This window comes from Sporosarcina aquimarina, assembly GCF_019748715.1.
Lineage (GTDB): Bacteria > Bacillota > Bacilli > Bacillales_A > Planococcaceae > Sporosarcina > Sporosarcina newyorkensis.
On record NZ_JACLBZ010000022.1, the window covers coordinates 1 to 12,834 of the forward strand.

At 40.9% G+C, this 12,834-nt stretch carries 15 protein-coding genes; 5 read left to right on the top strand and 10 right to left on the bottom strand.

Annotation, left to right across the window (positions count from 1 at the left end):
• Positions 1-192: 192 nt before the first annotated feature.
• From coaD to H7J92_RS11090, 3 genes are read right to left on the bottom strand one after another with little or no spacing between them, the layout of a single operon-like run.
• Positions 193-675, bottom strand: a complete 483-nt coding sequence (coaD, locus tag H7J92_RS11080) for a pantetheine-phosphate adenylyltransferase (protein ID WP_040758278.1) — start codon at positions 673-675, stop codon at positions 193-195.
• 4 nt (positions 676-679) lie between these two features.
• The gene (gene rsmD, locus H7J92_RS11085) at positions 680-1,234 is read right to left on the bottom strand and encodes a 16S rRNA (guanine(966)-N(2))-methyltransferase RsmD (RefSeq protein ID WP_009765618.1); all 555 of its coding nucleotides are present in this window, start codon (positions 1,232-1,234) and stop codon (positions 680-682) included.
• Entirely contained in the window at positions 1,231-2,673 is a 1,443-nt protein-coding gene (locus H7J92_RS11090) for a hypothetical protein (protein ID WP_040758279.1), read from the bottom strand. The genes rsmD and H7J92_RS11090 overlap by 4 nt, the downstream gene beginning before the upstream one ends.
• 104 nt (positions 2,674-2,777) lie before the next feature.
• Here H7J92_RS11090 and H7J92_RS11095 point away from each other — a divergent pair, with 104 nt between their 5' ends.
• Positions 2,778-3,173 (top strand): DUF7147 family protein, encoded by a 396-nt coding sequence (locus tag H7J92_RS11095; RefSeq protein ID WP_040758280.1) that lies wholly within the window; start codon positions 2,778-2,780, stop codon positions 3,171-3,173.
• Between the two features lie 5 nt (positions 3,174-3,178).
• Here H7J92_RS11095 and H7J92_RS11100 read toward each other — a convergent pair whose 3' ends face one another.
• A complete protein-coding gene (locus H7J92_RS11100; RefSeq protein ID WP_040758281.1) occupies positions 3,179-3,451 on the bottom strand; it encodes a YlbG family protein in 273 nt (90 codons plus the stop codon).
• Between the two features lie 246 nt (positions 3,452-3,697).
• Between H7J92_RS11100 and H7J92_RS11105 the strand changes: the two genes are divergently transcribed.
• Positions 3,698-4,576: a glycerophosphodiester phosphodiesterase gene (locus H7J92_RS11105; protein WP_221836990.1), complete on the top strand. Its 879-nt coding sequence runs from the start codon at positions 3,698-3,700 to the stop codon at positions 4,574-4,576.
• Between the two features lie 628 nt (positions 4,577-5,204).
• On the opposite strand, the gene H7J92_RS11110 is transcribed toward H7J92_RS11105, so the two are convergent.
• A complete protein-coding gene (locus tag H7J92_RS11110) occupies positions 5,205-5,648 on the bottom strand; it encodes a YlbF/YmcA family competence regulator (RefSeq protein WP_009765623.1) in 444 nt (147 codons plus the stop codon).
• A 68-nt stretch (positions 5,649-5,716) separates the two neighbouring features.
• Positions 5,717-7,171 carry a UDP-N-acetylmuramoyl-L-alanyl-D-glutamate--2,6-diaminopimelate ligase gene (locus tag H7J92_RS11115; RefSeq protein WP_343228089.1) on the bottom strand — a complete coding sequence of 485 codons (1,455 nt, stop codon included), beginning with the start codon at positions 7,169-7,171 and terminating at the stop codon, positions 5,717-5,719.
• Positions 7,172-7,264: 93 nt separating this feature from the next.
• On the opposite strand from H7J92_RS11115, the gene H7J92_RS11120 reads away from it, so the two are divergent.
• Positions 7,265-7,996 carry an amino acid kinase family protein gene (locus H7J92_RS11120; RefSeq protein WP_009765625.1) on the top strand — a complete coding sequence of 244 codons (732 nt, stop codon included), beginning with the start codon at positions 7,265-7,267 and terminating at the stop codon, positions 7,994-7,996.
• On the opposite strand, the gene H7J92_RS11125 is transcribed toward H7J92_RS11120, so the two are convergent.
• Complete coding sequence (locus H7J92_RS11125; RefSeq protein ID WP_221836996.1) at positions 7,993-9,060, bottom strand: CAP domain-containing protein; 1,068 nt, start codon at positions 9,058-9,060, stop codon at positions 7,993-7,995. The two genes, H7J92_RS11120 and H7J92_RS11125, sit on opposite strands and share 4 nt — an antisense overlap.
• A 215-nt stretch (positions 9,061-9,275) precedes the next feature.
• Here H7J92_RS11125 and H7J92_RS11130 point away from each other — a divergent pair, with 215 nt between their 5' ends.
• Together H7J92_RS11130 and ytvI are read left to right on the top strand one after the other, a co-directional pair.
• Positions 9,276-9,635, top strand: coding sequence for a YugN family protein (locus H7J92_RS11130; RefSeq protein ID WP_176132551.1), 360 nt, complete (start codon positions 9,276-9,278; stop codon positions 9,633-9,635).
• 104 nt (positions 9,636-9,739) lie between these two features.
• The gene (ytvI, locus tag H7J92_RS11135) at positions 9,740-10,795 is read left to right on the top strand and encodes a sporulation integral membrane protein YtvI (protein WP_078817830.1); all 1,056 of its coding nucleotides are present in this window, start codon (positions 9,740-9,742) and stop codon (positions 10,793-10,795) included.
• A 50-nt stretch (positions 10,796-10,845) separates the two neighbouring features.
• On the opposite strand, the gene H7J92_RS11140 is transcribed toward ytvI, so the two are convergent.
• From H7J92_RS11140 to H7J92_RS11150, 3 genes are all read right to left on the bottom strand, one after another.
• Entirely contained in the window at positions 10,846-11,307 is a 462-nt protein-coding gene (locus tag H7J92_RS11140; RefSeq protein WP_078817831.1) for a DUF420 domain-containing protein, read from the bottom strand.
• A gap of 25 nt (positions 11,308-11,332) precedes the next feature.
• Positions 11,333-12,256: a cytochrome c oxidase assembly factor CtaG gene (gene ctaG / locus H7J92_RS11145; RefSeq protein ID WP_246602845.1), complete on the bottom strand. Its 924-nt coding sequence runs from the start codon at positions 12,254-12,256 to the stop codon at positions 11,333-11,335.
• 230 nt (positions 12,257-12,486) lie between these two features.
• Complete coding sequence (locus H7J92_RS11150; RefSeq protein ID WP_078817833.1) at positions 12,487-12,834, bottom strand: cytochrome C oxidase subunit IV family protein; 348 nt, start codon at positions 12,832-12,834, stop codon at positions 12,487-12,489.

Genomic DNA, 12,834 nt, shown 5'->3' on the forward strand with positions numbered 1-12,834 from the left:
GGTAAGAAAGCGTCCCTGCCCGCAGCGGAAATTCCATAGGCAGCTCCAAGTCTACAATACCTTTGCAGTAGAAAAAACCGAACTATTTTACAAAACTTTGATTGAATGTTTTGTATTCGTTCGGTTTTTTTATCGTTATGAAACCTTCTGTCCTAGCCTCATTCTGTAGTATATCTAATTTTCAACTATCTATTACTTACGGAATTTTTCAATCAATGCCTTATTCACATGTGGCGGAACGAGAGAAGAGATATCACCGCCGTACTGAGCAACCTCTTTAACAATACTAGAACTCAAGAAAGAATACTGGCTCTTCGTCATAACGAAAAACGTCTCAATACTCTCATCAAGCACTCTATTCATAGACGTAATCTGCATTTCATATTCAAAATCTGAGATCGCCCGCAAGCCACGGACGATAACAGATGCATTGATTTTATGCGCGTAATCAATGAGTAGTCCTGAAGATGAATCGATGGTTATATTGTCGTACTGAGAAGTTACTTCATGGATTAGTGCAATCCGTTCTTCCACTGTAAAAAGCGGTTTCTTAGAAGAATTATTCATGACCGCCACATGCACTTGCGGGAATGTCCTGGCTGCTCTTTGTATAATATCTAAATGTCCATTCGTCACCGGATCAAAACTTCCCGGTACGATTGCGATTTTTGACATGCGATTATCCTCTTTTCTCATAAATTGTGATAGCTGTATTTCCATATATTTTAGAGCTTATTTGGGTATACGCTTCATACTGTTCAGGCAATGTCACTTCTTTCTCATGTTCACAAACCACCGTTGCATCTTCCGCTACCAGGCCCTGATCGATGAGTTCTTTTATACCATCATAATAATCCACTGCTGCGTAAGGCGGATCGACAAATAACAAATCAATCCGCACGTTCTTTTGCTTCAGGACCGCAGCAGCTTGTCTTGCATCTTTTCGTTCAATATGTACTTGCTGTTCCAATCGGCATTTTTCAGCATTGGCTTTAATGACTGCACAGGCTTTCGAATTTTTTTCAAAAACAATCGCTTGATCCATTCCCCGAGATAACGCCTCGATTGAAATAGAGCCACTGCCGCCGAAGAGTTCGACGACAGTCCCTCCATCGAAGTATGGTCCAATTTTATTGAATACTGATTCTTTTACTTTGTCGGATGTCGGACGCGTGGAAGTACCCGGCAAAGATTTTAGCGGCGTACCTCTTCTGGAACCAGAAATGACCCTCACTCTTTTTCCATCTCCTTTATTAGCTGTTCAATCTGTTCAATGGCGATTGACTCATCGGACTTCTCAATTAACACTAAAAATATCCGTCTTAACCAAACTTCATCGAAATATAACTTTCCGTTGATATACTTGTACGGTTCTTCTTGGTAGTCGTATTTCCGGTCATTCATGACGTAAAAAGGTTCGATCCTGGAAAAGCGGTAATTACGTTTTGGACTTTCAATATAGATGGATTGATCATTTGAAGTGATTTGATAACCCATCCGTGTTAATAATTCGTCTGCCGGATAAAAGCTTTTCTCATCTTGAACAACCGCTTTTAGATCTTTTATTTCTTCTCCATCCAACAACACATTTCGCGAGTCCAACAACAAAAATGGATAACTATATTGCTGTTCATGCATCGTTTTTTGGAAATACTGCGAATCAAAGTTCATTACATTCTGCAATTCCTCGTCTAACTGCGCAGCCGACAATTCTTGTCCAATTCGCCCACGTACTTTTTGACGGAACGCGCTGTATTTCTTTTCGTCCAATGATTCCTTCAGACGATTAAAAGCACCTTGTTCAGCTTTCGTCCCAATTGCCTGATCGCCAAGAATGGATGCCAGCATACTATTCATCGATGGCTCATTCGCCGGTATCATAAAACGCGACTGGACACTCATTCGAGCTACTTGCTTTACTACCTGGTCCATATTCATCGGTTTCTCTACTACAAAGCGCTGCGCATATAGAGTTTTATTGAGAGGCGACAATACCACGCTCACGTGATCACCGCCGATCTCCTCCAATATGCTCTCCATCTCTTTGATTTGCTTCTCTTTGATTCCTTCGCCGTATACAGACAACTTATTACCGGAATACGCAATCGGTACATCTTGCGGTTGCCAATACAACTCATTAACAAAGCCGACTCCACGATATAATCGATAGGAAATCCGCTCTTTATCCGCTTTGCCGACTCGTTCCAGACCATTCACCCACATGCCACCGATATTTTGTTCATCCGTCATATGAAAGACCGTTGTCAATGGTTTGGCATCTTGAAGCAACACAAAAGGTCGTTTGAATAACTTCCGATCTTTTAACGACTCTTTTTTCGGTATTTTATACGCAATGGACTGCTGATCTCCTTCTCCTTCATCGAAAGCGATACCCGCTTCATTCAATCGAGAGCAGGAAACAGATCCCTCAGTCAAACATTCTTGCTCTACACTCCCCTCAGGCCAAATTATTTCATATCGGCCTGTTGCTAAGTCATAAAAGTGATGACGGATGTATAATCCATCTGCCCGATTAATGACTTCTATTTCTTGGCGGTACGTATCCGGATGATCTTTCGCCCCATTTGCTGCAGCCGACTGACTATAATGCAAATAAAGAAGACCTGCATTTACTCCTAGTAAAAGAAGCAAAATTCTCAAGATGATTTTCAAAGTACAACACCTCATCACATGGTATGATGGATAAGATCCATTCACAAGACTATAACTACAACGGCAGTTGCATGAACCAATTGCATGAAAGGAAGAATTTTAAAATGATTCAACAACGTTTTATCGAATTGGGAGAAGGCTATAGTGACATTTACGAATTACTTGAGTTAATGTCTACGAATTCCCACAGGATCTATAAATCCTATATTTTTTCATCCGGAGACGGTCCGGCTGAACGTCTTTCATTTGCCGTATCATTTTCACCGGCACGTGCCGACAGCCATTATATGCCGATTTATATTTGCCGTGAAGGCATCACATATTCCGCAGATAAACCATCCAAACGGTATAATTTGTTTGTTGAGCATGCAGAAGCGATGAATGCATCACCTATTAGAGTAGAAGTTAAGCATTCATCTCAATTTGCTGAAAAAGATTTGTTTTACCAGTACATTATCGGCATTTTACGTTTGAATCATTTGTTGCCGCCACTTCAGTGAAAACATTATAGGCCAGTTTTATAATCATATTCTTTGGCTTTATCAGGTTTGGCATTTTCATATACGGTGCTTACGAACGGCCGCTGGGAAGGCAAAACCTTTTTCACAGCGGGCAAACGTTCCAATTTGCCCATCGTAGCTTCCACGTCGTCTTGATCACAGTATAGGACGACGTATTTCATTTTTTTAGAAATATAGTGAACATGCCCAAATTTACGCAATGATTTTGCTTGTTTTAAATGATGGAGATAGACAATTATTCCTTGCCGATCAATCATAATTCTCCCCCTCTTTCTTACTCCATACAATACCATAGGTGAGAAAAGTCCTGCAACCTTGCATGATTAATGTTTATATTATGTTGCATACCATGAGAGCGGACATCTTCATCGGCTAAATATCCATCAATCAATGATTGCGCACATTCCAATGAATGAGTTACACTAGGTAAGGTATATATTCAGTAAAAGCTGGGTGAGAAAAAAATACAGTGGAGAATGACTGACTACTGAGGAGGTTTTTGAGTGGGGAGGAAAACAAAAGTTGCTTTAACTGTAGGAGCCGCGAGTGTTGCTGCTTGGGCGGCTTCAAAAGTTGTTGTGAAACAAGAGCCGCGGGCAGAGAAGAAAGCGCTTCAATTTTCTGAAATAGCAGTATTAGCAAATGTCGATATTGCCGAAGACCCTTCCGTCCATTTGCTCACAGCATACACAAATGCAGCCGATTTGGGCGTACACGGATTTGCAGTGAATATCCGGCTTACAAAAGATGAAGAAATTATTTTAGCACCGAGCCATGATCTACAGCTTACCGGTGTTATTGCAGACTATACGTTAGCAGAATTACAGAATGAGAAACTTCCTGTTATTGATGATTCCGAATCGCTTGCAGATCAAGAGGCCTCATCCATTGTATCTCTGCGCGAACTGCTGGAAACGTTCCCGCAGCTTTTGCATGTCATTTCAATGAGTGATTCGCCTGATACATATGAAGGCAGCTTAATCCCTTCGAAGTTGTGGCGATTGCTGAAAGAGATGGATGCTGCGGATCGGGTCGTAGTGACAAGTTCATATGATGAACAAATCGATCGCTTTAATTTATATGCACAAAACTCTGTTGCGTTGGGTGCCGGCAACGAGGAAATTAAAAAAGCTTACGTGGCGTATTCGAGTAAATTTGGTCATTTATACAAACCAAACGCGGACTTATTTTGCCTGCCGGAGAAAATCGGAGTATTCCCTCTTGCATCGGATGGGTTCGTGCAATTTTTGCAGCAATTGAATATCACAGTGCTATATGAGTTAACCGACACAGTTGATATTCAAAAACTATCTAAACTGGAAATCGCCGGATTTATCACAACAGAACCTAAACAGGTCTTGAGCTATTTCAATGAAAACTAAAACCGTTGCATGGTTTTTGCAAGGGTTAAGCTTTTTAACAAAAGATTTGGCAAGTGGGTACGGCACCGTTGATCTACGTTCCAGGCGGACGCTTTCCGGGGGCGTGGCTTGAGCCTCCTCGTTCGCTTCGCTTCCTGCGGGGTCTCAAGGCGCACGCTGATCCCCCAGGAGTCGCCTTCCACTACGATCAACTAGCGTATCTTTCTAACGTTAATGAGTTGACCGTCTATTCTAAGAATGTTGTAAATACAAGAAGTAACGTCCAAGTGAAAGCACTGGTATTTTTCTTTTCTGTTTAGGTAGGCTCTAACTCGCACTTCACACTATCTACAGAGAGTTCACTATGTGTCACAATTCACTTTTAGAGATTGGTGCAGAGATGGGCGACTCCTGCGGGATTAGCGTGACAGGTGAGACCCTGGACTGAGCGAAGCGAGGAAAGCGGCTCACCGCACGCCCCGCGGAAAGCGTCCCATCTGGAGCGCAAATCTCCGGAACGCAAGCCTACTTCCTCTTGCTTTATTTTTCTCCGGCATTAATTCGACTTTATTACTCTAATGTTCGCCAACAAACTAAACCCTGCATTTTAAATGCAGGGTTTTCTCGTAGAAAGAAATTGTAGAAGTATTTACGCTGAGCAGGAGCAGCTGCCGCCTGAGCTGCATCCCCCGCCACAGGAGCTGTTTGTGAATGCTCCGTCTCCAGCAGGAACTTTCACAGCTTCTGACACGGAGTTTCCGATCAGAATACCGACTTCATCCAAAAGCGATTGGACATCGTTTTCTGCCAAACGTAGAGCCGCCACTTCTTCGCGCAAATCCAAGGCTCTTTTTTGAAGACGTATTTCCTTCATGATCACTTTATAATCAGGATGATATCGTCCAAAACGTTGAACCTCTTCATATTGTTCTTTCATTTTATTAAAATCAATGATCTTTTTCCGCAGATCAGAATTTGAATACACACGGGCGTACGCGTCTTGATAGGTTTTCACAACCTCAGAACGCAGCAGCATATCGGAAAGTTCTTCCGCCATATCGATGACACGCATCCATTCATCCGTCATCATCATAAATTGCCGCACCTCCTATCTCCACCATCATACCAAAAAAGAACCCGTTCGCCTATTCATTAAGAATTTCAATCCAAACGGTTTTTATCGAAAAAAGCATGCTTTACTTCTTCCATATCGCAAAAATGATAAACGTTATCGCCAATCTGCTGTGTCTGTTCATGACCTTTCCCAGCAATCAATACGACATCTCCAGCTTGAGCTATTCGTATCGCATACTGAATCGCATATTTTCGATTGAGCAGGACATCTATCGGCGTAGGAAAGCCTGTAGTACCTGCCAAGATGTCTAAGATGATCTGCGAAGGTTCCTCAGACCTCGGATTATCTGAAGTAAGTATGACATGCGTGCTGTACTGTGCGGCTATCGCCCCCATTTGAGGTCTCTTTTCATGATCCCGATCTCCGCCACAACCAAACACCGTGATTACCCTCTGGCTTGCATGCGCACACAAAGCCTCTAGTACGACTTGCAAAGCATCCGGTGTGTGCGCATAATCTACATAGATTTCTACCCCGTCTTGGCTATATCTCTCAAGTCGCCCTTTTGGCAAGCACAACGCAGACAATTTGGAATGGATTTCATTATATGAATACCCTAATGCCAATAATGCACAAATAGCTGCTCTTGCGTTCATTTCATTATGCTTTCCCAACACAGAAAAAGAAGACTCCTTAAGTTTGTCGGCAGGATAAGGCTTACCATTCAAATGCGCAGCACTGAAATACATCGGCTTGCTCGCTGAGTCCTTGCTCATCTCATAACAAATTGGGTCGTCTTCATTGGCAATCAGCTTTTCAGCTAACAGAATCAAACGCTTTTTCGCCTCTATATATTGCTGTTTTCCTCCGTGTTCAGCATAATGGTCAACCCCTATATTCAAGAGGATGCCAATTGAAATAGGACAATGCGCCAATCGATTAGAAGATAGGCCTAAAGAAGAAGCTTCAAGTACAACATGAGTGATTTGTCGATCTACACATTGTCTTAGAATAGGATGCAAACGTTCTGCCGGCATTGTAGTCATGGAATCTTGTATGGTCTCTGTCAGTTCTCCATTCATATAAACCCCCGTCGTACCAATTATAGCTGTCCGGCATCCTGCAGCCATTAATAATTGACCAATGAAATGACTGACAGTCGTCTTTCCATTCGTCCCTGTAACCGCAATGATCGTCAGTTCCTCACCTGGGGTCCCAGCCAATTTCGCGCTTCCATAAGAGATAAATAAGGAGCTATCCGGAACCAGTAGAACGGTGATCTCCGAAGGAATATTTGAAAGATCCAAATTGACTCGATCCACTACGATCGTATTCGCCCCTTTGATTAATGCTTCCTCAACAAAGTCCAATCCATCGCGTACAGTGCCTTTCCTTATTACAAACACATATCCCTCCTTAATACATTCTGAAGATTCAGTGATACCATTAATTTTTTGACGGATAGAACCTTTAAGCAACGTACATGGCCAATCCTTCATTAATTCAGATAAAAGCACGGAGTCTCGCCCCTTCCCGAACATTTTGTTCAAAGCAGAATATAATGAAACGAAACATAATTTCACTGTATCTTATGAGGGCTGTAAGAAGAATGTCACGAAGAAAGTTGGGATTCTATGATTATCCAAAAATTCGGTGGTGTCGCTATGCAGAATCAGCAACAACGGGCGAAGTGCATTCAACATATTAAAAAAGCTTTATTAAAGTATCGTTCAGTAGTCGTAGTTGTTTCTGCAATGGGGCGCGGGGATGATGCGTATTCAACGGATCGATTGCTGAACGTAACAGACGCTTTCGAAAAATCCAGCGAAGCAAAAGACTTAGCCGCTGCTTGCGGAGAACTCATCGCATCCGCCGTGATGTCCGCGGAATTAGTAAGTGAGGGAATAGACAACACGATCATCTATGGACAAAATACAGGCATTCGGACAAACGGTGATTTCAGTAACGCAGCAATTGAAAAAATTAATACATCCCATTTGTTGAAAACGCTGGAGACTCATTCTTGCTTAATTGTTCCGGGTTTTCAAGGGATGAATAAACAAGGGCAATTCATGACACTCGGAAGGGGTGGAAGTGATTTAACGGCTATCGCTCTCGCAGCCGCGCTCCAAGCAAGCCATGTAGAATTTTATAAGGATGTGCCGGCCGTCATGTCTGCAGATCCGCGCACAGTAACCCATTATGAACGTTTTGATAAACTAACCTTCGACGAATTTCTCCCATTATTAGATTGCAGCCGGCCCATTATTCAGAAGAAAGCCGCCATTCATGCAAAAAAAACAGCGACGCCTCTCCATATAAGAGGCATCGCGTCTAATGAGGAAGGTACTTGGATTCTTCCTTAGTCAGTTAATTCCTGTGTCTTTGCAATGGATGATTGGGTGTAGTATTTGTTATACACTCCGATACCTGTATGCGTGAAAGATGGATTGAGTAAAACTTCTCTGTGTTTCGGTGAATTCAGCCAGCCATGAACTGTTTCAATCGCATCAATATAATTAAAAGCAGTATTTTCTCCAGCTTTATTCGCTTGAATTTCCATCACTTTCAAACGCTCGGAAAAATTCTCCACTGGCTCTTCACTGTGTGAGCTGTACTTCTGGAAAATCATTTCTTGGCTATGCTCCCACGATAGCGTAGCCAATTTCGTGTCTTTCTCCAAAATGGGCAGATCATGTTTCTCTCTCAGTTGATTTGTTAGCTCAAATGTTTGCCGCTCCATCGACCGATCGACTTCTGTCTGAACAGCAGAGGAAGGCTTTGGAGCTTCAATTATTTCTCCTAAATACGTCATATCATAAGGCTGATGCTTCACTAGCGTACTTGGGCTGAGGAACCGGACCCCTTCTAACTCTTCATCCACTTGGTCGATATAAAGCTGTACATATAAGCCTTCATATGGGATCAAAATTCGGTTTTTAATATCTTCACTGTTCAATGAAAAAGTATATACATTCTCTTCTATCGCTACATCTATTTCTGACTCTATGGGTGTGAAACGATGGATCTCCTGTACATTTTGTCCAATCGTGAAAGGTGCAACGTCTGCAATTTCATCAGATGTATAGATCTGGTTCACTTTTCCATTTAGAACTCCCGCCAGAAAACTCGGCTCGCCCGTATATACCCACCATTCATATTGAAAGCTCGAAGGTTCGATCCGTGCGGGCTTGCCGAACTTTTCCTCCAGCTTTTCTGACTTTTGCCCGACAAGTAAAGATATTCCTTCCTCGGGTCTTGGCATATTTTGCCCTCCCATCGATTGGCCTTTTTCAGGTACAGCAATGGGAGAGCCATGCTGGACAGGTGATTCAAGCGGCTCGTTTTCACTAATCCTGTCACTCATCACATAAAAAATTCCCATAACGACAACTAAAATGAGAAGTATTTTCCAACCTACTCTCCACATGTAATCTCCCTTTCCTTTATTACTAGTATACTTAAACCGTTATCTCCCCTAGAACGTTTCTTTCCCTTATTGTACAGAATCCGACTGCTGTAGTCACCTATATAAGATGGTACAGAAAGCGTTGACACAATGTTGTCATTGCAAGTAAATTTAATTTGTTCTATGATATAATGGTATAAGTATTCGTTTGGACGAACATGAAAGGGGATTTACAGATGTATGTTGAAAATATAGGCATTGATGGCCTTGTAACGGATCTAAAGTTAATGGAAGAAGTTATGTTGAAGAATGGTCTTGTTCTTGAAGGACAATGGGATTATGAGCGTGTAACTTTTGACAAAAAGTATGTCATTCGAGAAGGTACATATTACTTACGCATTTTCGGCGAATTGGTCGAAGGCGATATTGACGGCAGAAAAGCAACGGTTCGCTTGAAGCAACCTGTCCTTGGTAAGTATTATTATCCTTTTGGCGTCGAATACGGCGAAGGTGAAGAATTTCCCGCAAGCTTAGTCAAAGATTGTGAACTAACTGCTAAAGCAGTGTATGACGAGCTAAAGCAATATAGTGTGTAACAATGAAAAAAGCCGACGAGCATAATGTTCTTCGGCTTTTTCCTATTATTACTCCACTTGTTTGGTTATAATAAACTCAGTACCTATGTGGAGGACGATGACTTTTGAAATTACTCACGAAACGAAATTTGATGATTGTTTTAACTACTGTTGTTTTATTAGTAATTGCGTTTTTTATTTTGCCTGTTTCAATACCTATCATTTTAGCATTTTTAACGGCTCTTTTTCTAGACCCTCTCGTGAAGTGGGTGGAGCGCAAGTTTAAATGGAAAAGAAAAGTATCCGTTATAGTGAATTTTATTGCTTTTGTGGGTGTCAGTATATTTTTCTTTTTCTATACCGTCAATACACTCATAGGGAAAATCGTCCATTTCACTAAAGAGATTCCTAATTACTTGAATTCCCTTTCTAGCGTTTGGATTAATACACAAAGTAAACTTTTTCAATACACAGTAGGAATGCCCGAAGATATTATTAAAATGCTTGAGAATGAGTTTAACGAGATTATTGAATCCTTCCGTGTTTCTTTGATTACACTTTTGAGCTATGATAAAATTTTGGGATTGATCTCCGAAATACCGAATTTCTTAGTCAGTTTCATCGTGTTTATGATTGCTTTATTCTTATTCATGCTTGAACTGCCAAATTTGAAGAATACTTTTTATCGGCATTTGACTGAGACGACAGCTCAAAAAGTTCACTATATGACGAATAAATTAAACAGCGTGATATTAGGTTTTGCTAAAGCACAATTGTTGGTAAGCCTGATCATTCTTGTTGTTTCATTTATTGGGTTATTGTTAATTGCCCCTAAGTATGCAGTCGTGATGTCCCTTGTCATTTGGATCATTGATATCATTCCCATACTAGGTTCCATCATTATTCTGGCTCCCTGGTCAATCTATCAGTACGTTTCAGGGGACATAGCATTGGGTACAAAACTCGCGATATTGGCGATTATTCTGCTGATCATCAGACGTACAGTCGAACCGAAAGTAATGGGTTCACAAATCGGATTGTCTCCATTGCCTACTTTAATTGCCATGTTCATTGGATTGAAGTTATTTGGAGTCCTGGGCTTTTTTATCGGACCTATGATCGTCATTCTCTTCAATACAGCGAGGGAAGCTGGCATCATCAAATTGAATTTCAAGATTTAATGCAAAAAGGGTATATCTCGGAATATGAGATATACCCTTTTATTATTCAATTAAATCCCCAAGATAGCTTTAAACATAGAAGTCGTTTCGCCGCCTTTATAGAAAACATAAAGAAGCAGATAGACAGCTACCCCAGTAATTGCTGTGACAAACCAAATCATACTTGTAATAGGACCTATTTTCCGATGCAACGCCAAGTTGTTCTTAAATCCGGCAATAATCGTTATAACCCCAAATACAGCCCCTACTGTAGCCAAGATGATATGGAAGACAAGAAATACAGTGTAATAAATCTTTAGATGATCAGGTCCGCCGAAAGAAGTATTACCGATAAATATGGTCCGTGAAATGTAAATGATAAAGAACAGTACAGCAGATACAGCTGCCGCAACCATAGTTTTTTGATGAGCCAGCTTTTTCTTCTGAAGAATTAAATACCAGCCAATTGCAACTAAAATTGCTGATAATACAATGAAAAATGTACTAATAGTCGGTAATAACGGAAGTTCCATCCCTATTAACCCCTTTTGTTCTCAGTCAGCCATGCATCGTTAATTTCTGACGCTTTAGCAAATCTTGACGTGTAATTTCGTCAGCATTCTCTCTTTCATATTTTGCCCAGCTCATGAAAATACGTCCGATTACTACAATGTATATAATCTCCTGAATGACTTTCATCAGAATACCGCCTAATTGCTGATCATAAAGTGTCGGCATGTCCGTAAAAAGCTCAGGACCTGACAAGCCGATGTTTGATAACCCGGCAAGTGTACTGCTTGGCACACACAATGCCATTGCTTTTAGCCACGCTTCTCCACTGCTATACGTCTCATAAACCGGGACGTCCACGAAAATGATCAATGAACAAGCAGGCGTGATCAGTAAAGCACTTAATATGACATAACCAATTTTCTTCAAACCATGCAATTGAGGTTGCCCTTTTACTGTATTAACGACTGGCCACCATAAAAAGATAGCAGAAATGAAAAGTGTCACTGTGAAGACGGTATGCAACGGTAAACTTAACTTCACTTGATCCAAAATAAGTGGATAATGGTACATCGAAAACATAAGGGTGAATAACAATAAGCTAATTATAGGTCTAGTTAGCAGCATAAAAAGCTTTTTAAAAATCGCAACAGTTAACAGTCTTTCCCATACCCAATTGGGGATACCAATTATGAAAAATGGTGCTACCACCAAAAGCAATAATGCCATTTGTGCCATATGAACAGAGAACAGAATATGACCTATTAAATCCATTGGCGATCCTTTAACTATATATAACAAAACCATCGAAGCTAGAAAGTAGCTGATCTGACGCTTAGTTACTGGTTCAGACCCTTCAAAACGATCTCTCCATTTAACGGTGATAAGATAATATAGGACTATGCCAAGTGCGATAGCTAATAAGAAATAAGGGCTCCACAACGCCCGAAAACCAAAAATACTTAATGGCAATACAGTCACTCTCCTTTTATAATCAAGCTGCTGGATCCGTGTTCCTAAGTATCAATCTAAGCTGTATATATTATGCAAAACAATACGTTCGAACAGCAAGGTTACCCGGATAACATCCCTCTTTCCATTATACGGGCAACTAAACCATAACTCAATGTACGAACTTTGACAATTTCACGATCAACAAAAAAAGAGCTTATGGAAGAATCCATAAGCTCTTTTTAGTACAATTACCACCAAACGATTGTTACAAACGTTAATGGAATTAAAAATCCTAGTACTGCGCCTGTAAACATAAACATTTGTGGAATGCCATGTCCTTTTTCACTCATATGCATGAAGTAGTAAAGTTGTAACCCAACTTGAACCGCTGCAAAAAGGAATAATGTTGGAATGACAAAGAATTTAGAAAAACCAACAACGTCAGATAGATGAGCAACTACCATCGAAAATGAAATGAGGGTTAAGAAGATCATCAAAGAAAACATTGCAACTTGATTACGCATCGCTTCTTTCGCACGACGTTGTGCCAATGACTGTTCAGCTGGAGATCTTTTAATAATTTGAATATCCGCCAT